This window comes from Macrococcus sp. DPC7161, from assembly GCF_004117835.1.
Taxonomy (GTDB): Bacteria; Bacillota; Bacilli; order Staphylococcales; family Staphylococcaceae; genus SDSC01.
Genome location: NZ_SDSC01000001.1, coordinates 177,648 through 199,290 on the forward strand (window position 1 = coordinate 177,648; position 21,643 = coordinate 199,290).

Sequence of the window (21,643 nt, forward strand, 5' to 3'; positions counted from 1 at the left end):
TTTTTGTATAAATTGTGGAGGATTGTGGGGGGATGTGGTAAATTAGTAATAAGGGTAGGTGATGCGTGTGTTTATGGGTGAATTCAATCATCAATTGGATACAAAAGGACGAATGATTGTCCCAGCAAAATTTCGCGATTCATTATCTGAAAATTTTGTGATTACACGTGGCCTAGATAAATGTTTGTTTGGTTATACGCTAGATGAATGGCAAAAAATCGAAGAAAAATTAAAAGCCCTACCTATTACTAAAAAAGATGCTCGTAAATTTATGCGATTATTCTTTTCTGGTGCAACAGAAGTTGAAATTGATAAACAAGGGCGCATAAACATTCCTCAGAATTTAAGAGAATATGCGGGTTTATCAAAAGAATGTACTGTTATAGGCGTTTCGAATCGAATTGAAATTTGGGATAAAAATGGTTGGAACCAATTTTATGAAGATACTGAAGATCAATTTGAAGAAATTGCTGAAGAATTAATAGATTTTGATTTTTAGGAGGATATGATGTTTCACCACGTAACCGTTTTATTAAAAGAAACTGTCGATCAATTAAATATCAATCCAAATGGCATTTATGTTGATTGTACATTAGGTGGTGCAGGTCATAGTCACTATTTGGTTAGTCAACTGGATCAAGGAAAGTTGATATGTATTGATCAAGATCAAACAGCATTAGACAACGCAAAAATCGTTTTAAAAGATCATCTTGATAAAGTCATTTTAGTCAAAAATAACTTTAGAAATTTAAGAGATGTTTTAGATGAATTAGACATTGATAAAGTAGATGGCATTTTGTATGACTTAGGCGTATCAAGTCCACAATTAGATGTTGCGGAAAGAGGCTTTAGTTATCATCAAGATGCAAAACTAGATATGCGAATGGATCAAACACAAAGTTTATCTGCTTATGAAGTTGTTAACGAATACCCTTATGAAAAACTAGTATCCATCTTTTTTAGATATGGAGAAGAAAAGTTTTCAAAACAAATAGCAAGAAAAATTGAAGCTTACCGAGAAAACAAAAAAATTGAAACGACAACAGAATTAGTTGACATCATTAAAGATGCTATTCCAGCTGCTGCAAGAAGAAAAGGTGGGCACCCAGCAAAACGAGTCTTCCAAGCAATCAGAATTGCTGTGAATGATGAAATTGGTGCATTTGAGTCATCGATAGAACAAGCGATTGAATCTGTAAAAGTAGGTGGCAGAATTTCAGTCATCACTTTCCACTCCTTAGAAGACCGCTTATGTAAGCAAGTGTTTGCTGAGTATGAGAAAGGTCCTGACATCCCAAGAAACCTTCCTGTGATACCAGAAGCGTATCAACCTAAATTAAAACGTGTTAACCGAAAACCTATTACTTCATCTGATGATGAATTAAACGAGAACAATAGAGCAAGAAGTGCGAAATTAAGAGTTTGTGAGATATTAAAATAGAGGTGACAAAATGGCTGTAGAGTATGTAAATCAAAATGTTTATCAAAGAAGTTATGAAACGAAAACAACTACTGTAACTAAAACAAAAACGCACGTTGTAAATTTATCAAAAGTTGAACGATTAATCTATTTATCATTAGTAACATTGATTGCTTTAGTCAGTATTTATATGCTATCTTTAAAGTATGATGCGTATGCGACTAGCAGTAAAATTTTAATCACAGAAAACAAAATCAGTCACCAAAAAAGTGTTAATAGTGAATTGAAATCTGAAGCAATGAAGCAATCTTCTTATGAACGTATCTATAGTAAAGCGAAAAGTTTCGGCTTAAGCTTGAATAATGATAACGTAAAGGTAGTGCAAAAAGATGTTAGTAAATCAAATTAAATCATTTTTTTATTTAATGTCTAAAATTAAAAAAAATAAAATAGGAGCGGTCCTTCTGATATTCTTTTTCGGACTGCTCTTTTTTCTATTAATTTTTAGATATTCTTTTGTAATGATTACAGGCCATTCAAGCGGGCAAGACTTGGCATTAAAAGCAAGTGAAAAGTATGTAAGGAATATTATCGATAAACCTGAACGAGGCAAAATACTTGATCGAAATGGTGAAGTTTTAGCAGAAGATGTGAATTCTTATAAACTCGTAGCGGTTTTGGATAAACGTATTAGCCAAAAAAATAGAACACCGATTCATGTTGTTGATAAAAAAGATACAGCAAAAAAGTTATCAAAAATCATCGATATGTCTGAAGATGACATTTATAAAAGGTTAAAATCTAAAGTATTCCAAGTAGAGTTTGGAAAAGCGGGGAAAGATTTAACTTTCCAACAGAAAAAAGCGATAGAAGCATTAAAATTACCTGGAATTACATTTTTTGAAGAGAAAAAACGTTTCTATCCAAATGGCAATTTTGCATCTCATTTAATTGGATATGCAGAAAAAAATCCTGACACAAATGAAATTCATGGTATGTTAGGTGCAGAAAAAATATTTGATAGTTATTTATCAGGTAAACCTGGTAAATCGTCATTTAAACAGGATATTTGGCAATACATCTTGCCAAATTCAAGTAACACGATACCTGCCGTGAATGGGGATAATGTTAAATTAACATTGGATAAAAACATACAGATTTTTGTAGAAGATGCATTAGATCAAATGGTAGCAAGATATGAACCGAAAGATCTATTTGCGACAGTTGTCGATGCGAAAACGGGTGAAATTTTAGGTTATTCTCAAAGGCCAACATTTAACCCAGAAACGCGTGAAGGATTCGGTTCAAAATGGCAAAATGATTTCTATCAAAATACTTATGAACCTGGATCAACATTTAAAACATTTGGTTTAGCAGCGGCAATAGAAGAAAATAAATTTGACCCTAAAAAGAAATACCAATCAGGTGAACGTGACATTAATGGCATAACGATTTATGACTGGAATAAAACTGGTTGGGGAGAAATTACAGAAAATAAAGGTTTTCAATTGTCTTCGAACGTCTTAATGATGAAATTACAAGATGAAGTTGGTTTAAACAAAATGAAATCCTACTATCAAAAGTTTGGGTTTGGTAAACCAACTGGTGCAATATTTGATGGAGAAGCGTCTGGACATATATCATGGGGTGATCCATTAAGTCAAAAAGTTTCAGCATTTGGTCAATCAACAACTGTAACACCTGCACAAATGATTCAGGCAGAATCAGCAATCATTAACGAAGGTGAAATGTTGAAACCATATTATGTTAAAGATATTACTTCACCAAATAAAAGCGTTGTTTATAAAGGTGAAAAAGAAGTTGTAGGTAAACCTGTTTCAAAATCAACTGCAAAGAAAACGATGAAACAGCTTTATGATGTTGTTTATGGAAGTGAACAGCATGCATATAGTTACAGAATTAAAGACTACAAAATTGCCGGTAAAACAGGAACAGCACAAGTGCCAGATACTAAAAATGGAGGTTATGTTAAAGGATATCAGCCTTATATGGTAAGTTTTATCGGGTATGCACCTGCAAATAATCCTAAAGTCATTGTATATATGGCAATGAGCTTGGCACAAAAAAATGCTGGTGAAGCATATGATATTGGTGTTTCAAAAGGCTATAAACCTTTAATGGAAAATACATTGAAATATTTAGATGTTGGCACAAAAAAATCTAAAGCGTCTTATACTGAAAATGTACCTGATGTTGAAAAAATGAATGCTCAAAAAGCTGAAACAGAAGTTGAAGCAACAAACTTAAAACCTGTCGTAATAGGTAATGGGACAAAAGTCATTGCACAATTACCAAAACAAGGTACACCATTACTACATGGCGATCGTGTATTATTATTAACGGATGGCAATCAAACAGTACCTGACTTTACAGGTTGGTCAAAACGAGATTTATTAATGTATGAAGCTTTAACACGAGTTGATATTCAATTTGACGGTAATGGTTACGTCAAAAAACAAAATGTAAATGTAGGTACAGCGGTGAAAGCTGGAGATAAAATTATTGTTTCAATGGATTCATTAGACCCATTAAAACAATCTGCAGCATATGATAATGTCGTTGATGCTTTACGAAAAGATGAAGAAAATGCATTGAAAAAGCAAATTCAAGAAGAAAAAGATAAAGCATTAAAAGAAAAAGAACGTCAATCGTCGAGTAATAAAGATTCAAAGTCTAAAGATACACAGACGAAAGATACTAGTTCAACAGAAGAAAAAACAACAGAAACTTCTAAAAAAAAGACTGAAACAACCAATGGTAAAGAAAATTAATTTTGAAAGGAAATCAGAATACTGATTAAGTGATGATTATGCAAACTGGATTATTTGGAATTTTAGGATTTATTATTACCGCAATTTTGGTACCGTTATTTATCCCATTATTAAAACGATTAAAATTTGGGCAATCAATACGTACAGAAGGACCACAAAGTCACCAAGTTAAAAGTGGTACCCCTACGATGGGTGGATTAACGTTTTTAACAACAACGATCATATTAAGTTTAGTCGCATTATTTTTTGTAAAAGATAATGCGCCAATCATATTATTAATTCTTGTTACATTAGGGTTTGGCCTTATTGGTTTTGTAGACGATTATATTATTGTTGTTAAAAAAGACAATCAAGGATTGACATCAAAACAAAAATTTCTATTCCAAATACTGATTGCTGTTATTTTTTATGTGATTAGTAATGGATTTGGTTTATTAACACTTGAGAATAGTATTAATTTACCATTTACTGAATTTTCAATTCCTTTATCGTTATTTTACGTTGTATTTATTATTTTCTGGCAAGTTGGTTTTTCAAACGCAGTCAATTTAACAGATGGTTTAGACGGTTTAGCAACAGGTTTGTCTATAATTGCTTTCTCTTGTTATTTATTTCTAGCAAATCACTTTAATAATGATGGTATGAGTGTTTATCTAGCTATTTTAATTGGTAGTCTTGGTGGTTTCTTACTTTATAACAAGAATAAAGCCAAACTATTTATGGGTGATACTGGGTCTCTTGCTTTAGGTGGTATTATTGCAACGGTATCAATTATGCTTAATCAAGAGCTTACGCTTTTATTTATTGGATTGGTTTTCATTTTAGAAACTTTATCTGTTATGATTCAAGTCACTTCGTTTAAGTTAACAGGTAAACGTGTATTTAAGATGAGCCCGCTGCATCATCATTATGAACTTTGTGGTTGGAGCGAGTGGAAAATCGTTATTGTTTTTTGGATTGTTGGCTTAATTTCTGGATTAGTCGGTATTTATTTAGGAGTGAATTAAATTGAAACACATCACAAAATATCAAGATAAGCACATTTTAGTTTTAGGACTTGGCAAAAGTGGTTTTGAAACAGCAAAGCTTTTACAACAATTAGGCGCCATTGTAACAGTTAATGATGGGAAAGATGTAAGTCAAACAGAGGAATGTCATGCACTTGAAGCGCTAAATATCAAAGTTGTTTCTGGGGAGCATCCAGAAGATTTATTAAACGATATTGATCTTATCGTAAAAAATCCAGGTATTCCTTATAAAATTCCTTTCGTACAAAAAGCTTTAGAAAAAAATATACCAATCATTACAGAAGTTGAATTAAGTTTTGAAATCAATGAGGGTAAAACAATCGCCATTACAGGTACAAATGGAAAAACAACTGTAACATCACTCATTGGAGATATGTTTAAATATAGTAATCAACAAGGGCTTTTAAGTGGCAATATTGGGTTTGTTGCATGTAAAGTCGCGCAAATGGCGAAACCAGAAGATACATTAATCACTGAATTGTCTAGTTTTCAATTGATGGGAATCGAAACTTATCAACCTCATATTGCTGTTATTACGAATATCTATTCAGCACATCTTGATTATCATAAAAACCAAGATGAATACGTTGAAGCAAAACTTAATATTGTAAAGAATCAAACAGAAAATGATTATTTAATATTTAATGAAAAACAAAAAGAAATATTGATAAATCGTCCAATTAAAAGTAAAATCGTATATTTTAGTACGAGTCCATTAAAAGAGGGTGCATATATAAAGGACGATATTATCTACTTTAATGATGAAAAAATCATTAGTGTTGATGATATAGTATTACCTGGTGCACATAACTTGGAAAATATTCTAGCGAGTATTGCAGCTTGTAAATTATCTAACATTTCAAACGAAAGTATTATTCATACTTTAAAAACTTTTGAAGGTATTAAACATCGATTACAGTTTATTAAGACCATTCAAGGTGTTAAATATTATAATGATTCAAAGGCGACGAATACTTTAGCGAGTCAATTTGCGTTAAGTGCCTTTCAACAACCAATTCATTGGTTGTGTGGTGGCTTAGATCGAGGTAATGGCTTTGAAGATTTAAATCAATACATCAGTAAAGTTGTGCATATGTATATCTTTGGGGAAACGACGAATAAGCTTGTTGAATTTGCAGAACAGCATCAAATTCCATACGAAGTTTGTAAAGATGTTAAAGATGCTGTGAATAAAACGGCTCAGTTTACAAATGAAGGAGAAGTCGTTTTATTAAGTCCTGCTTGTGCTTCATGGGATCAATATCCAAACTATGAAATGCGTGGAGATGCTTTTATCAATCAAGTGAAACTAATGGTTAAGGGTGAGGCGATTGACTCAAAATAATGTCATAGAGACACCAAATTTTGTTTTAGAAAAGAAGAAAAAAAGCATAAAGCGCCGACGCATTCAATTAGCAATTTTTTTAACAGTTGTCGCTATAATGATGCTAATTTTATTATTTATGTTTACGAACATCAGTTATGTAAAATCTGTATCAGTGAATCCTACGATGATTCAAAGTGAAAAGGCAATACTAAAAAAAGCAAATATTAAAAAAAGCGATCGCATATACGCGATTGATCCTAATAATATTGCTTCTGAAATAGAATATTTAGACGGTGTTAAATCAGTTGAAGTTAAGAGACATTTTCCTAATAAAGTAAGTATCCAAGTAAATGAATTTAAAGTGGTTGGGATGCTTAAAGATGGCAGTATATTTCATCCAATTTTAGAAAATGGTCAAATATTAAAAAAGGTTGAATTTAAAACACCATATGATGCACCTGAGATAAATGATTTCACTGATAAAAGCTTAAATCAATTGGTGAAAGTTTTAGTGGCAACAAAGCCAGATATAATTAATCACATTTCTGAAATTAATTTTGTGCCAAACGTGGAAGCATCTAGTAGAATCCAATTATTTATGAAAGATGGAATTGAAGTAATAGGTGATTTAAGAACCATTCAAGATAAATTAAATTACTACCCATCAATGGCAAAAAATATTAAAAAAGATGCGAATGGCAAGTTGGTGAAGCCGGGTCTTATCGATTTAGAAGTTGGTGCGGTATTTATTCCATATGAATCTAAAAAAGCCGAAACAAGAAGGATAGAAATGGAATCAGAAATGAAAGCAAAATCAGAGAAAGAAAAATCTAAAGTTGAATCAGCAGTAAATGATTTAAAAAATCAATTGAATGAAGTTAAAGCAAGTCAATCTAATAAAGATACAACTAAAGATTCAACAGATGCATCTACAAAAGAAGCAACACCATCTACCGAAATAGCTCAATAACATACAAAATAAGAAAAAGATGGTAAAAAAATATGCGAATTATAAAAAAAATATAAAATTTTGAAATAATATAGGTTTATAGTTCACTTTATTAAGGCTATAATATAAACTATTGATAGTGTAGAATTGATTAAATTGTGTTAAGGAGGTGCCTATCGATGGAAGAACATTACTATGTTGGTATAGATATTGGTTCATCGAGTGTAAAAGTAGTAGTAGGAGAAAAGTTTCATAAAGGCATTAATGTGATAGGTACAGGACAGACTTTTACGGATGGTATTAAAAAAGGAATCATTGATGATTTTAATGTTGCACAACATGCAATTAAAGATACAATCAAAAAAGCACAAATTGCTTCAGGTATTGAATTTAAAGATGTGTTTTTAAAAATGCCAATCGTGCATACTGAAATTCATGATATTGAACATGAAATTACATTTAATGGTGTTGAAACTGCAATTACAGGAGAACATATTGAAGATTTATTAGAAGGTATCCGTGAAAAAAATACTTCTAATGAAATCGAAATTATTGGTGTGTTCCCTAAAATATTCAAAGTTGATGACTTACATGAAATGACAGATCCTAAAGGAATGAATGCCACACAAAGTTTAGCTGTGGATGCTGGTGTTATTACGATTAATAAATCGATTTTAATCAATACATTAAAATGTGTTGAAAGCTGTGGCGTACATGTTTTAGATGTTTATTCTGATGCATATAACTACAAACACCTATTATCGGCTACAGAAGTAGAATTAGGAGCTGTTGTGATTGATATTGGAGATCAATTAACTCAAGTCGCTTATTTTGAACGCGGTAGCCTATATGATGCTGATTGTATTGAAATGGGTGGTCAAAATGTAACGAATGATGTGGCATACGCATTAAATACAACATTCGAAGAAGCAGAAAAAATTAAAGAACAATATGGTCACGCTTTTTATGATTTAGCAAGTGAACAAGATATCTTTACAGTGAGTCAAAATGACACAGAAGAAAAGAAATCATTTAATCAAAAAGAATTAAGTGATGTGATTGAAGCACGTGTTGAAGAAATTTTCTTACAAGTGTTCGATTTACTTCAAGATATGGGCTTAAACAAAATTAATGGTGGCTTTATCATTACAGGCGGTAGTGCAAACCTTTTAGGTATTAAAGAATTATTATCTGATATGGTGACTGAAAAAGTAAGAATACACGTACCACAACAAATGGGAATACGTAAACCTGAATTTTCATCAAGTATTTCTACAATTTCAAGTGGTATAGCCTTTGATGAGTTACTAGATTATGTTACAATTAATAATCATGAAGTCACTGAAACAGAAGAAGAGGTTGAAGTTGTAGAAACACCTAAACAAAATGGTTTAGGCAATCTGTTTAAGCGTAAAGAAAAAGAAGCACAAGTTCAATCAACGAATGAAACATATGATTCAGTTGAACAAACAAAAAATGATAATGAAACTACTGAAGAAAAACCTGGATTTATGAAAAAAATTATGAAATCTTTATTCGATTAATTGGCCAGAAAAGTATAGGAGGAAAATTTAATGTTAGAATTTGAACAAGGATTTAACCATTTAGCAACTATTAAAGTCATCGGTGTAGGTGGCGGTGGTAATAACGCAGTAAACCGAATGATCGATCATGGCATGAACAATGTTGAGTTTATTGCAATCAATACGGATGGCCAAGCACTTAATTTATCAAAAGCACAATCAAAAATTCAAATTGGTGAAAAATTAACGCGTGGTTTAGGTGCTGGTGCAAACCCTGAAATCGGTAAAAAAGCTGCAGAAGAGTCACGTGAACAAATTGAAGATGCCATTCAAGGTGCAGATATGGTATTCGTAACTGCCGGTATGGGTGGCGGTACTGGTACTGGTGCAGCTCCTGTTGTTGCAAAAATCGCAAAGGAAATGGGTGCATTAACAGTTGGTGTTGTAACACGTCCATTCTCATTTGAAGGTCGTAAACGTCAAACTCAAGCAGCTGCTGGTGTAGAGGCAATGAAAGCTGCGGTTGATACTTTAATCGTTATTCCAAATGACCGTTTATTAGACATCGTTGATAAATCAACACCAATGATGGAAGCGTTCAAAGAAGCAGATAACGTTTTACGTCAAGGTGTTCAAGGTATTTCTGATTTAATCGCTGTATCAGGTGAAGTAAACTTAGACTTCGCTGACGTTAAAACGATTATGTCTAACCAAGGTTCAGCATTAATGGGTATAGGTGTATCAAGTGGTGAAAACCGTGCGATTGAAGCGGCTAAAAAAGCAATTTCATCTCCATTATTAGAAACATCAATCGTTGGTGCTCAAGGTGTGTTAATGAACATCACGGGTGGCGAATCTTTAACTTTATTTGAAGCACAAGAAGCTGCTGATATCGTTCAAGATGCTGCTGATGAAGATGTTAACATGATTTTCGGTACAGTAATTAATCCAGAATTACAAGATGAAATCGTAGTTACTGTTATTGCAACAGGCTTTAACGAAAAAACTTCTCGTAATGTTAAACCACAAACGCAATCATTTGGTACGCCAACACGTGAAAGAGAAGAAACATCATCTGCTTCTTCATTCACAAGTACACAAGAAACTTCTAGAGAAGAAAACTTAGATGTACCAAGCTTTTTACAAGATAGAAGTAGTCGTCGTCGTTCAAGACGCTAATATAAAAATCGCTTAAGGGGTGAGACATCTAGTTATGTATCACCCCTTTTTTCATGAGGTGAATTATGGAACCCTTTAAATTAAAAGAACATGTATTTTTAAGTGATCAAAAAGAAAATTTGGTTTTAGGAATTACGGCGCGTCATGGTGGTATCAGTCAATATCCTAATCATTCATTGAATATGGCACATTATATCGATGACACAACTGAAAATGTTATTAAAAATCAAGAAGTTGTTGCCGATTTAATTAATTTTGACCGCTTAAATTGGGTGTTTCCGATACAAACACATGAGAATAAAATTGTAGAAGTGCATAAAAGTGACAAAGGCACAAACATTGATTGTTTAACCGATAAATGGCATGGGATTGATGGGTTGTATACATATGAAAAAGATGTACTATTAACAATGTGTTATGCAGATTGTGTGCCAGTTTATATTCATAGTAAAAAAGATGATTTTGTCGCACTTGGTCATGCTGGATGGCGTGGAACAGTAGGCTTAATCTTAAAAAAACTGATTGAAGCCTACAAAGGGGATGTCAAAGATCTCCATGTTACAATTGGTCCATCAGTGACTTCAAAAAATTATTTGATCGATGATTTTATTAAAAATCAATTTGATGCACTGAATATGAACTTAGAGTCATATTTTGTTCGTTCTAAAGATTTATATGAGATTAATTTACAAGGTATTAATGCTAAAATAGCACAATTAGCAGGCGTACCAGAAGCTCAAATTTTAATCACTTCAAGATGTACAACGGACCAAAATGAACATTTCTTTTCATATCGTTTGGAAAAAGGAAAAACAGGTAGAATGCTTGCATTTATAGGAATGAGGGATTTTTAATGAAGGTTAAAGAAAATTTAGAATTAATTCAAAATGAAATTAACGAACATTTAAAAAAGTCGCCCTATGCCCAAAAAGTTAATCTTGTAGCGGTTACGAAATACGTTTCAAATGAAAGAGCACTTGAAGCATTAGACGCTGGTGTTCAACATTTTGGAGAAAATCGTATTGAAGGGTATTTAGAAAAGAAAAATTTATTAAAACATGTTACAATGCATTTTATAGGTACTTTACAAACTAGAAAGGTTAAAGATGTCATTAATGAAGTTGATTATTTACATTCTTTAGATCGTTTGTCATTGGCCAATGAAATTGAAAAACGTGCAAATCACCGTGTAAAATGTTTTGTACAAGTCAATGTAAGTGGCGAAGCATCAAAAAGTGGCTTAAAAGTTGAAGAAGTAGATGCGTTTATTGAAACCATTAAAGATTACAATCATATTGAAGTTGTAGGTTTAATGACAATGGCACCTGAACAAGCAACGGATGAAGAGATTTATTCTTATTTCAATGCTTTAAAAGCATTACAATTAAAAATTGAAGCGCTAAAATATGAAAATGTACCGTGTCATGAATTATCAATGGGTATGAGTAATGACTACAAAATAGCAGTAGAATGTGGTGCAACTTATATTCGTGTAGGTACAAAACTGGTTGGCTAGGAGGATATTATGGCAATAAAAGATATTTTTAATAATTTCTTCACTTTTGAAGACGAGGAAGAAATGGTGTATGAAAAAGAGGTTAAACAAGCACAACAACCTAAACAAACACCTAGACAAGCGACACAACAAGTAAATACAGAAGTTGAAAGACAACGTGTAATAAGATCAAAACAACCAGAAAAAAATAATTTAAAGGTGGCTGAGAAAAAAGTCATGCCAAATCAAAATATTGTTAACATTGAACAAGATTACGCAAGCTCAAGTTCAAAAGTATGTTTGTTTGAGCCACGCGTTTTTTCAGATACACAAGATATCGCAGATGAATTAAAAAGACGCCGTGCAACATTAGTGAATTTACAGCGTATTGATAAATTATCTGCAAAACGTATTATCGATTTCTTAAGTGGTACAGTTTATGCCATTGGGGGAGACATTCAAAAAGTAGGTTCTGATATCTTTTTATGTACACCTGATAATGTTGAAGTTGCGGGCAGTATTACTGAAATGATTGAAGCACCTGAAGATATGGAGTATCAAGATTAATATGTCAAATTATGAATTAGTATTAATGGTTGGTAATTTTATTATCTTCATCACGAAAATTTATTTTTATATTCTTCTGGTATACATTTTTAGTTCGTGGGTGCCTGCAATTCGTGAAGGTGTCATTGGAGAATGGTTAGGCAAAATTTGTGAACCTTATTTAAGCATTTTTAGACGTATCATCCCACCAATTGGATTTATCGATATATCTGCAATACCAGCAATGTTTGTCTTACAATTTTTTATGGTGGGTGTTGCATCAATCGTCAATTTAATTTTAGCGAGTATGGTTTAAATCTCTTTAATGAGATTTTTTCCTTTTAAGGGGAATTATGAGTATATATCAACATTTTAGGCAAGAAGAAATGCCGTTAATCAAATCATTAGAATCATTAGCAGATCGTGCTGAACAATCTTATGCACCTGTTTTAACACCATTTCTAGACCCTAGAGGCTGCTATATATTATCTTCAATTGTTGGTAGATATCAAGAATTAGAGGTTTATTTTTATGGTGGACATGATGGTGTTGAGAGAAAACGTGCAATGATAGCACCAACGTATTATGAAATGCAAGAAGAAGATTTTGAATTACAGTGGATTGAAATTAAGTATGCAGACAAGTTTGTATCCATTAATCATCGTAATATTCTAGGTGCACTGATGCATTTAGGTTTTGAACGAGACTTATTAGGTGATATTATTGTTGGTGATAAGGTACAATTTGTTATAGCAAAACATTTAACGGATTATGTAACAATGCAATTAACGAAGCTTAAAGGATCTAAGGTGACATTAATACCTATAGATGCACAGCAAATTGTAATGCAACATGAATTGTATACGCAACGTGATACAACAGTTTCAAGTTTAAGATTAGATAATATAGTGAGCAGTTTAATCAATAAATCTAGAGCCATTGCAAAAGCACATATTGAACATGAACATGTTAAAGTCAATCATGCTGTTGTTACAAAACCAAACTTTATGGTTGAATCTGAAGATTTATTGTCTATTAAAGGCTACGGCCGTGCAAAAGTGATGCAAATAGGTGATCGAACAAAAAAAGATAAAATTAGGATAACATTTGGAACATTATTTAAATAAGAGGTGAACTATGTATACGCCAGAAGAAATTAATCAAAAGACTTTTAACATCGTACATAAAGGATTAAATGAAAATGAAGTACGAGATTATTTAGGTGAACTTAGCAATGAATTGGAAACATTGCGAAGAGAAAAGAAAATGTTAGAACAATTGATTGCAGATAAAGATGAAAATATCAATCGTTTTAAAAATGTTGAAAATACAATCTCAGAAGCATTACTAGTTGCACAAAAAGCAGGAGAAGAAGTGAAAGCAGCAGCGGGTATGGAAGCAGATGTAATTATTAAAGATGCAAAAACACATGCAGACAAAATTATCAACGATGCATTAATTAGTGCACGAGAAATCGCCTTCCAAACTGAAGATATGAAACGCCAATCTAAAATATTTAGAGCACGCTTTAAAATGTTAGTTGAAGCGCAATTAGATTTATTAAAAAATGAAGATTGGGATCACTTATTAAATTACCATTTAGATGCTGAACCATTAAAGCCTTCAACGCAATCAGAAAACGAATCACCTGAAGCATAGCGATACAAGTACGAATTTTTCATAAAAATTTATTTTAAAAGATATTTAAAAGTCATTTTAAATTTAGACTTATCAAAAGTCACAAAACATGATATATTTATTTAAAGTATTTAGAACCGCATTATAAAAGGTGGATTTAAGCGAATTAGGGATAGTGAGAGCCTAAGATGAAGCATTATAATGAGATCAGTCTAAATCATCAATAAATTGATACGTTATTCTTAACAATTTTAAGCATAACTCAATATACTAAAGTGAACTCTATAGAGTTAATCTGGGTGGTACCGCGGAAAATTTCGTCCCAGCTTAATTTTATAGAGTTTTTATTTATTAAGGAGGATATTATGGACTACAAAGATACTTTATTAATGCCAAAAACTGATTTTCCAATGCGAGGTGGACTACCTACAAAAGAGCCTCAAATTCAAGAAAAATGGCAACAAATGGATTTATACAATAAAATTTTGAAAAAAAATGAAGGTAAAAAACCATATATTCTTCATGATGGCCCTCCATATGCAAACGGTCAAATTCATATGGGTCATGCTTTAAATAAAATCATTAAAGATTTTATTACACGTCATAAAGCGATGACAGGTCACTATACACCTTATGTTCCTGGTTGGGATACACACGGTTTACCAATTGAACAAGCGTTAACTAAAAAAGGTGTTAATCGTAAAGAAATGTCGGTTGCTGAATTTAGAGAACTTTGTCGTGAATATGCATTAGAGCAAGTAGAAATGCAAAAATCAGACTTTAAACGATTAGGTGTTAATGGTGACTGGGAAAACCCATACATCACACTTCAAGAAAAATTTGAAGCGGAACAAATTCGTTTATTTGGTGATATGGCGAAAAAAGGTTATATCTATAAAGGTAAAAAGCCAGTATATTGGTCACCATCTTCTGAATCATCTTTAGCTGAAGCAGAGATTGAATACCAAGATAAAAAATCAGCTTCAATTTATGTAGCATTTGAAACTGTTGACGGTAAAGGTATCGTTGATAATGGTGTTAAATTTGTTATTTGGACAACAACACCTTGGACAATTCCTGCAAATGTTGCCATCACTTTAAATGCTGATTTAACATACGTTCAAGTCAAAGTTGATGGACAATCTTACATTGTTGCGCAAGCTTTATTAGATCGTGTTTGTGATGCGATTGGTTGGGATAAAGAAGCGGTTGTATTAGAAAAAGAATTCAAAGGTTCTGAATTAGAATATATTCAAACACAACATCCATTAATTGAAGATAGAAAATCTTTAATCGTTTTAGGAGATCATGTTACGACTGATGCAGGTACAGGTTGTGTTCATACAGCGCCTGGACACGGGGAAGATGACTTTATTGTAGGTCAAAAATATGATTTACCTGTCATTTCACCTGTTGATGCAAAAGGTGTATTTACAGAAGAAGCTGGAGAATTTGCAGGGTTGTTTTATGATAAAGCAAATCCAGTGATTTCAGAGCGCTTAACTGAAGTTGGTGCATTATTAAAACTTGAATTCTTTACACATTCATATCCACATGATTGGAGAACGAAAAAACCTGTTATTTTCCGTGCAACTCCACAATGGTTTGCTTCAATCAACAAAGTGCGTCAAGATATTTTAAATGCGATTGATGCAACTGAATTTAAAGTTGAATGGGGTAAAACACGTATTTATAACATGATTCGTGATCGTGGGGATTGGGTAATTTCTCGTCAACGTGCTTGGGGTGTACCATTACCAGTATTTTATGCTGAAAATGGTGATATCATCATGGAAGAAGCAACGATTGAACACGTTGCTTCGTTAGTTGAAGAACATGGATCAAACGTTTGGTATGAAAGAGAAGCGAAAGACTTATTACCAGAAGGTTATACACATCCAGGAAGTCCAAATGGCATCTTTACTAAAGAAACAGATATCATGGACGTTTGGTTCGATTCTGGATCAAGTCACCGAGGTGTATTAGAAGCAAGACCAGAACTTTCATTCCCAGCAGATATGTATTTTGAAGGAAGTGACCAATACCGTGGTTGGTTCAACTCATCAATTACAACTGCAGTTGCAACACGTGGTCAATCACCATATAAAAAATTATTATCACATGGTTTCGTAATGGATGGTCAAGGTCGTAAAATGAGTAAATCATTAGGTAATACGATTGTGCCAGAAAAAGTTGTTAAACAGATGGGTGCTGATATCATTCGTTTATGGGTAATGTCAGTGGATTATTTAGCAGATGTACGTATTTCTGATGACATTTTAAAACAAGTTTCAGAAGTATATCGTAAAATCCGTAACACTTATAAGTTCTTATTAGGAAATGTACATGACTTTAATCCAGAGACAGATAAAGTTGCCTATGATGATTTAAATGAAGTAGATCAATTTATGATGAATCGTTTAAATGTATTTATCAATGCTACTTTAAAAAATTATGAAAACAATGACTACTTATTTATTTATCAAGATTTACAAAACTTTATTAATGTCGAGTTAAGTAACTTCTATTTAGATTACGGTAAAGATATTTTATATATCCAAGCACCAAATGACCATGATAGACGCAGTATGCAAACAGTAATTTATGAAGTATTAACTTCTGTAAATAAATTATTAGCACCAGTTATTCCACACACAGCTGAAGAAGTATGGTCACATACACCACACGTTACAGAAGAAAGTGTGCATTTAGCGGATATGCCTGAAACACGTGACGTGGATGAAGCATTATTAGAAAAATGGACAAAAATCTTAACATTAAGAAATGATGTTTTAAAAGCGATTGAAGAAGCAAGAAGTGAAAAAACAGTTGGTAAATCATTAGAAGCAAGTGTTCAAATTTTTGCTCAAGACGATGCTGAAAAAGCATTACTTGAATCTATTTCTAATTTACATCAAGTATTGATTGTTTCTAAAGCACAAGTTGTTGGTGAAAAGTTAGGTAAAGACTATGAACGCTTAAACGTATTAGTACAACGTGCTGAAGGTGAGAAATGTGAAAGATGTTGGAATTACTCAACACAATTAACACCATCTGATGCTTTATTCCCAAGTGCTTGTCCAAGATGTTTAGATGTATTAGAACGTACACAAAAATAAAAGATAATTAAATGCATGTATTTTTAAGGATTGAGATGAAAGTCTCAATCCTTTTTAAATTATTTTGTATTAAAATGAAATTGATAATACGTTTAAAAATAAAAATAAAATAAATATATTATGTTAACTAGAGATTGAAAGACTTATTTGCAGATATGTGATAATATATAAAAGATTGGAGTGAAACGATGAAAAACAAATATAATTATGCTGTCATGGGCAGTTTGGCAATATTTTTAATTTTTGCAGACCAATTAACAAAATATATCATCGTAAAGACGATGCAAGTAGGAGATAGTATTTCTGTTGTTGGTGATATTTTAGAAATCACATCTCATCGAAATCATGGTGCTGCTTGGGGCATGTTGCAAAATCAAATGTGGTTATTTTTTATTGTGACTTTAGTCGTATTAGCGATGATTATTTATTTTTACATTAAAGAAGCGTCTTATAAAGTATTGATGCAATTAGGATTAACTTTAGTATTTGCAGGGGCTATCGGTAATTTTATTGATCGTTTGTTTAGAGGTAGTGTTGTTGATTTTATTGATACGAAAATCATCAATTATGATTTTCCAATATTTAATGTCGCAGATGCTTGTTTGACTATTGGTGTGTTCGTTTTAATCATTGAAATATTATTTAACCAAAAAGAGGAGAAACAAAGTGGAAGTTTATAATTTTATAGTAAGTGAAGAAGAAGTAGGATTACGTATTGATAAATTTATATCAGAAATGAATCCAGACTGGTCTAGAAGTCAAATTCAAGATTGGATTAAGCATGAATTGATTTTAGTAAATGGTCGCATTATTAAATCTAATTATAAATTAAGATTAAATGATGAAATTCAAGTGACTGAAAAACCAGTTGAAGAAGTAGATTTAGTGGCTGAAGATTTAGGCATTGAAATTTATTATGAAGATAAAGATGTAGCGATAGTTTACAAGCCAAAAGGTATGGTTGTTCATCCAGCACCAGGTCATCCAAATGGCACTTTAGTAAATGGCTTAATGTATGCCATTAAAGATTTATCAGGGATTAATGGTGAAATTCGTCCAGGTATCGTACACCGTATTGATAAAGATACATCTGGTTTATTAATGATTGCAAAAAATGATATTGCACATCGTGGATTGGTTGATCAATTAGTAGATAAAACAGTCACTCGTAAATATACAGCATTGGTTCATGGTGTAATTCCACATGAATTTGGTACTATTGATGCACCAATAGGTCGTAACCCAAGAGATCGTCAAGAAATGGCTATTTTAGATGATGGTAAAGAAGCAGTAACGCACTTTAATGTGATTGAAACCTTTGATAAGTATTCATTAATTGAATGTCAATTAGAAACAGGTAGAACGCACCAAATTCGTGTGCATATGAAACATATTGGATTCCCACTTGTAGGTGATCCAAAATATGGTCCGAAGAAGACTTTAGATATTGGCGGCCAAGCACTTCACGCCGGTGTCATTGGATTCACACATCCTGTAACTGGTGAATATATCGAACGTACAGCTGAGTTACCTGAATACTTTACGGAATTGATACGTAAGTTAAAAAAATAGGTTGTTGACTTATTGATTATGTATGGTAATATAAATATAAATTAAATCACGTTAATGCTTTTAAATAAGTCCAGAGAGGCTTAAAAGGCGTCGAGGAAACCTCACGTCTATTTGACGTGAGGTTTTTTAGGAGGAAATAATGTGGAAAAACGAATTGTGTTAGATGACAAAGCGATCGACCGTACATTAACGAGAATTTCTCATGAGATTTTAGAGAATAATAAAGGTGCTAAAGATTTAGTACTTTTAGGTATTCGCACGAGAGGTGAATTCTTAGCAAAACGTATTCAATCTAAAATTGAACGTATTGACGGTGTAAGTATACCAACGGGAGTTATCGATATTACGCATTACCGTGATGATGTAACGGATCGTGTAAGTCCAGATGTGATTGCTTATGATATTGATTGTGATTTAAGTAATCAACATGTCGTGATTGTGGATGATGTTTTATTTACTGGTAGAACAGTAAGAGCTTCACTTGATGCAATTTTAGATCATGTTCGACCTAAGCGCATCAGTTTAGCTACTTTAGTAGACAGAGGACATCGTGAATTACCAATTCGAGCAGATTTTATCGGCAAAAACATTCCAACTTCAACAAATGAAGAGATTGTTGTGATGCTAGATGAAATTGACGAAAAAACACAAGTATATATTAAATAATCCTTTTAATTTGGTACGAGATACCAGCAAAGGGTTTAAGTGAGTATCAGACACTTAAGTCTCTTTGCGTACGCAAAGAGACTTTTTTTATTAAATATAAACATAAAAGGAGTACAAAAATGAATACAAACGAAGAAATTTACGAAAGAACAGTTGAGCCGGTCTTGGATGTTCATGAAAAACCGAAAGCAAGTGAATGGTTCTTACTAAGTTCACAACATTTATTCGCAATGTTTGGTGCGACAGTGTTAGTGCCATTTTTAACGAAATTACCAGTATCTGCAGCACTGATTGCATCAGGTCTTGGGACGTTATTATACATACTAATTACTAAAGGAAAGATTCCAGCATATTTAGGATCAAGTTTCGCATTTATTACACCAATTATCGTTGGATTAAAATCTCATAACCTTGGTGAAATGCTGATGGCATTATTTATGAGTGGTTTAATGTATGTCATCATCGGTATCGTTATTAAGCTTGTCGGTACCAACTGGTTATTAAAGTTGTTACCTCCAGTAGTGGTTGGTCCAGTTATTATGGTTATTGGATTAGGGTTAGCACCAGTTGCAGTGAATATGGCAATGTATACAAACTCAGGCAATATGACAGGATACAATATTAAGTATATTATCGTTGCAGGTATCACATTATTAACAGTGATTATCTTCTCAGTGATGGCTAAAGGATTTTTATCAATTATACCGGTATTAATGGGGATTATCGTAGGTTACATTTCAGCAGTGATTGCTGGCATCGTTGATTTTTCAGGCATTCAAAAAGCAGGATGGTTACAATTACCAGACATTTATGTACCATTTGTAAATTACACGCCAAGTTTTGATTGGCTGCTGATCTTAATTATGTTACCTATCGTATTTGTTACTGTGAGTGAACATATTGGACACCAAGTAGTAATTAACAAAATTGTTGGACGCAATTTCTTTAAAGATCCTGGTTTACATAGAAGTTTAATTGGTGACGGGGTTTCAACAATGTTAAGTTCATTAATTGGGGGACCACCAAGTACGACATACGGTGAAAACATTGGGGTATTAGCGATTACAAGAATTTATAGTATTTGGGTAATCGGTGGCGCAGCAGTTCTTGCTTTAATATTAGGATTTGTTGGTAAATTTACAGCACTTGTTTCAAGTATTCCAACACCAGTTATGGGTGGCGTTTCAATCTTACTCTTTGGTATTATCGCAGCAAGTGGTTTAAGAATGTTAGTAGAATCAAAGGTAGACTTTGGTGACAAACGTAATTTAGTGATTGCCTCAGTGATATTAGTTTTAGGTATTGGTAAAGCACACTTAGACTTTACAGTAGGTCAAATTAACTTAAATATTGAAGGTATGGCTTTAGCAGCATTATCAGGTATCATATTAAATGCAATTTTACCTGAATCAAAAACACATGAAGATTATTAAGGTATTGATTTTGTAAGTAAATAATGTAATACAGAATAGAATTTCTTAAAAAGGATGGATGGTATATGAAGTATTTACACTCAATCACAGATTTATCGAACGAAGCGATTATTGAAACGATTCAACGTGCAATTAAAATTAAAAATGGCGGGTATGATCAGTTACCAGACGTATTTGTATCCAACTTGTTCTTTGAAAATTCAACAAGAACAAAATGTTCATTTGAAGTTGCTGAAAGAGAATTAGGTATGCATGTTATTCCTTTTGAAACAAGTACTTCTTCTGTTTCAAAAGGAGAAAGTCTTTATGATACTTGTAAAACGATGGAAAGTATAGGGTGTGATGTACTCGTTATCAGACATCCTGAAAGAGATTATTATAAACAGTTAGAAGGATTAAATATTCCAATTATCAATGGTGGAGATGGATCAGGACAACATCCAACACAATGTTTATTAGACTTAATGACAATTTATGAAGAGTACGGCAAGTTTGAAGGATTAAAAGTAGTAATATGTGGGGATATATTAAACTCTCGAGTTGCAAGAAGTAACTTTGAAGCATTAACGCGCTTAGGAGCACATGTCCAATTTGTTGCACCTGAAATCTGGCAAGACCACACAATTGATGCAGAATATGTGGATATTGATGATGTCATTAATGATATAGATGTATGTATGCTTTTACGTGTGCAACATGAACGTCATGATTCAAAATCTCATTTTACGAAAGAAACTTACCATAATGGCTATGGTTTAACTATTGAAAGATATAATCAGTTGAAGGAAACAGCAATTGTATTACATCCAGCACCTGTAAACCGAGGCGTTGAAATTGATGATAGTTTAGTTGAAGCTCCAAAATCTAGAATTTTTAAACAAATGTCAAACGGTGTATACACAAGAATGAGTATTTTAGCACAAGTCATCGAGAATAACCGTAAATAATTAATTACT

At 32.6% G+C, this 21,643-nt stretch carries 21 protein-coding genes; all 21 read left to right on the plus strand.

Annotation, left to right across the window (positions count from 1 at the left end):
* Positions 1 to 67 precede the first annotated feature (67 nt).
* The 21 genes from mraZ (at position 68) to ER639_RS00935 (ending at position 21,634) form a co-directional block, all read left to right on the plus strand.
* Complete coding sequence (mraZ, locus tag ER639_RS00835; protein WP_129063852.1) at positions 68 to 499, plus strand: division/cell wall cluster transcriptional repressor MraZ; 432 nt, start codon at positions 68 to 70, stop codon at positions 497 to 499.
* 9 nt (positions 500 to 508) lie between these two features.
* Positions 509 to 1,441: a 16S rRNA (cytosine(1402)-N(4))-methyltransferase RsmH gene (rsmH, locus tag ER639_RS00840; protein WP_129063853.1), complete on the plus strand. Its 933-nt coding sequence runs from the start codon at positions 509 to 511 to the stop codon at positions 1,439 to 1,441.
* Positions 1,442 to 1,451: 10 nt separating this feature from the next.
* A complete protein-coding gene (gene ftsL, locus ER639_RS00845; protein WP_129063854.1) occupies positions 1,452 to 1,829 on the plus strand; it encodes a cell division protein FtsL in 378 nt (125 codons plus the stop codon).
* Between the two features lie 16 nt (positions 1,830 to 1,845).
* Positions 1,846 to 4,212 carry a penicillin-binding protein gene (locus ER639_RS00850; protein ID WP_129064412.1) on the plus strand — a complete coding sequence of 789 codons (2,367 nt, stop codon included), beginning with the start codon at positions 1,846 to 1,848 and terminating at the stop codon, positions 4,210 to 4,212.
* A gap of 38 nt (positions 4,213 to 4,250) precedes the next feature.
* A complete protein-coding gene (gene mraY, locus ER639_RS00855) occupies positions 4,251 to 5,219 on the plus strand; it encodes a phospho-N-acetylmuramoyl-pentapeptide-transferase (protein ID WP_129063855.1) in 969 nt (322 codons plus the stop codon).
* A 1-nt stretch (position 5,220) separates the two neighbouring features.
* Positions 5,221 to 6,585, plus strand: a complete 1,365-nt coding sequence (gene murD, locus ER639_RS00860) for a UDP-N-acetylmuramoyl-L-alanine--D-glutamate ligase (RefSeq protein ID WP_129063856.1) — start codon at positions 5,221 to 5,223, stop codon at positions 6,583 to 6,585.
* On the plus strand, positions 6,572 to 7,537 hold the full coding sequence (locus tag ER639_RS00865; RefSeq protein ID WP_129063857.1) for a cell division protein FtsQ/DivIB: 966 nt from the start codon (positions 6,572 to 6,574) through the stop codon (positions 7,535 to 7,537). Before murD ends, ER639_RS00865 begins: the two co-directional genes overlap by 14 nt.
* A 158-nt stretch (positions 7,538 to 7,695) precedes the next feature.
* Positions 7,696 to 9,060 carry a cell division protein FtsA gene (gene ftsA, locus ER639_RS00870; RefSeq protein ID WP_129063858.1) on the plus strand — a complete coding sequence of 455 codons (1,365 nt, stop codon included), beginning with the start codon at positions 7,696 to 7,698 and terminating at the stop codon, positions 9,058 to 9,060.
* Between the two features lie 30 nt (positions 9,061 to 9,090).
* Entirely contained in the window at positions 9,091 to 10,218 is a 1,128-nt protein-coding gene (gene ftsZ / locus ER639_RS00875) for a cell division protein FtsZ (protein ID WP_129063859.1), read from the plus strand.
* A 65-nt stretch (positions 10,219 to 10,283) separates the two neighbouring features.
* Positions 10,284 to 11,072 (plus strand): peptidoglycan editing factor PgeF, encoded by a 789-nt coding sequence (pgeF, locus tag ER639_RS00880; protein WP_129063860.1) that lies wholly within the window; start codon positions 10,284 to 10,286, stop codon positions 11,070 to 11,072.
* On the plus strand, positions 11,072 to 11,734 hold the full coding sequence (locus ER639_RS00885) for a YggS family pyridoxal phosphate-dependent enzyme (protein WP_129063861.1): 663 nt from the start codon (positions 11,072 to 11,074) through the stop codon (positions 11,732 to 11,734). The genes pgeF and ER639_RS00885 overlap by 1 nt, the downstream gene beginning before the upstream one ends.
* A gap of 9 nt (positions 11,735 to 11,743) precedes the next feature.
* Positions 11,744 to 12,280: a cell division protein SepF gene (locus tag ER639_RS00890; RefSeq protein ID WP_129063862.1), complete on the plus strand. Its 537-nt coding sequence runs from the start codon at positions 11,744 to 11,746 to the stop codon at positions 12,278 to 12,280.
* Position 12,281: 1 nt separating this feature from the next.
* On the plus strand, positions 12,282 to 12,575 hold the full coding sequence (locus ER639_RS00895) for a YggT family protein (protein WP_129063863.1): 294 nt from the start codon (positions 12,282 to 12,284) through the stop codon (positions 12,573 to 12,575).
* A gap of 37 nt (positions 12,576 to 12,612) precedes the next feature.
* Complete coding sequence (locus tag ER639_RS00900; RefSeq protein ID WP_129063864.1) at positions 12,613 to 13,386, plus strand: YlmH family RNA-binding protein; 774 nt, start codon at positions 12,613 to 12,615, stop codon at positions 13,384 to 13,386.
* Positions 13,387 to 13,396: 10 nt separating this feature from the next.
* A complete protein-coding gene (locus tag ER639_RS00905) occupies positions 13,397 to 13,918 on the plus strand; it encodes a DivIVA domain-containing protein (RefSeq protein ID WP_129063865.1) in 522 nt (173 codons plus the stop codon).
* A gap of 344 nt (positions 13,919 to 14,262) precedes the next feature.
* The gene (gene ileS, locus ER639_RS00910) at positions 14,263 to 17,016 is read left to right on the plus strand and encodes an isoleucine--tRNA ligase (RefSeq protein ID WP_129063866.1); all 2,754 of its coding nucleotides are present in this window, start codon (positions 14,263 to 14,265) and stop codon (positions 17,014 to 17,016) included.
* A gap of 188 nt (positions 17,017 to 17,204) precedes the next feature.
* A complete protein-coding gene (lspA, locus tag ER639_RS00915; RefSeq protein WP_129063867.1) occupies positions 17,205 to 17,696 on the plus strand; it encodes a signal peptidase II in 492 nt (163 codons plus the stop codon).
* Complete coding sequence (locus ER639_RS00920) at positions 17,683 to 18,588, plus strand: RluA family pseudouridine synthase (protein WP_129063868.1); 906 nt, start codon at positions 17,683 to 17,685, stop codon at positions 18,586 to 18,588. Before lspA ends, ER639_RS00920 begins: the two co-directional genes overlap by 14 nt.
* A 141-nt stretch (positions 18,589 to 18,729) precedes the next feature.
* Positions 18,730 to 19,254 carry a bifunctional pyr operon transcriptional regulator/uracil phosphoribosyltransferase PyrR gene (gene pyrR / locus ER639_RS00925; RefSeq protein WP_129063869.1) on the plus strand — a complete coding sequence of 175 codons (525 nt, stop codon included), beginning with the start codon at positions 18,730 to 18,732 and terminating at the stop codon, positions 19,252 to 19,254.
* A gap of 119 nt (positions 19,255 to 19,373) precedes the next feature.
* Positions 19,374 to 20,687 carry a uracil-xanthine permease family protein gene (locus ER639_RS00930; RefSeq protein WP_129063870.1) on the plus strand — a complete coding sequence of 438 codons (1,314 nt, stop codon included), beginning with the start codon at positions 19,374 to 19,376 and terminating at the stop codon, positions 20,685 to 20,687.
* 65 nt (positions 20,688 to 20,752) lie between these two features.
* Positions 20,753 to 21,634 (plus strand): aspartate carbamoyltransferase catalytic subunit, encoded by an 882-nt coding sequence (locus ER639_RS00935; protein ID WP_129063871.1) that lies wholly within the window; start codon positions 20,753 to 20,755, stop codon positions 21,632 to 21,634.
* Positions 21,635 to 21,643 lie beyond the last annotated feature (9 nt).

Bases quoted from the DNA above. Each gene is read 5' to 3' on its own strand.
- rsmH (WP_129063853.1), top strand. From the start codon at position 509: ATGTTTCACCACGTAACCGTTTTATTAAAAGAAACTGTCGATCAATTA.
- ER639_RS00930 (WP_129063870.1), top strand. From the start codon at position 19,374: ATGAATACAAACGAAGAAATTTACGAAAGAACAGTTGAGCCGGTCTTG.
- ER639_RS00935 (WP_129063871.1), top strand. From the start codon at position 20,753: ATGAAGTATTTACACTCAATCACAGATTTATCGAACGAAGCGATTATT.
- ER639_RS00885 (WP_129063861.1), top strand. From the start codon at position 11,072: ATGAAGGTTAAAGAAAATTTAGAATTAATTCAAAATGAAATTAACGAA.
- ER639_RS00850 (WP_129064412.1), top strand. From the start codon at position 1,846: ATGTCTAAAATTAAAAAAAATAAAATAGGAGCGGTCCTTCTGATATTC.
- mraY (WP_129063855.1), top strand. From the start codon at position 4,251: ATGCAAACTGGATTATTTGGAATTTTAGGATTTATTATTACCGCAATT.
- ER639_RS00905 (WP_129063865.1), top strand. From the start codon at position 13,397: ATGTATACGCCAGAAGAAATTAATCAAAAGACTTTTAACATCGTACAT.
- ER639_RS00900 (WP_129063864.1), top strand. From the start codon at position 12,613: ATGAGTATATATCAACATTTTAGGCAAGAAGAAATGCCGTTAATCAAA.
- ileS (WP_129063866.1), top strand. From the start codon at position 14,263: ATGGACTACAAAGATACTTTATTAATGCCAAAAACTGATTTTCCAATG.
- pgeF (WP_129063860.1), top strand. From the start codon at position 10,284: ATGGAACCCTTTAAATTAAAAGAACATGTATTTTTAAGTGATCAAAAA.
- ftsA (WP_129063858.1), top strand. From the start codon at position 7,696: ATGGAAGAACATTACTATGTTGGTATAGATATTGGTTCATCGAGTGTA.
- ftsZ (WP_129063859.1), top strand. From the start codon at position 9,091: ATGTTAGAATTTGAACAAGGATTTAACCATTTAGCAACTATTAAAGTC.
- ER639_RS00895 (WP_129063863.1), top strand. From the start codon at position 12,282: ATGTCAAATTATGAATTAGTATTAATGGTTGGTAATTTTATTATCTTC.
- lspA (WP_129063867.1), top strand. From the start codon at position 17,205: ATGAAAAACAAATATAATTATGCTGTCATGGGCAGTTTGGCAATATTT.
- ftsL (WP_129063854.1), top strand. From the start codon at position 1,452: ATGGCTGTAGAGTATGTAAATCAAAATGTTTATCAAAGAAGTTATGAA.
- ER639_RS00890 (WP_129063862.1), top strand. From the start codon at position 11,744: ATGGCAATAAAAGATATTTTTAATAATTTCTTCACTTTTGAAGACGAG.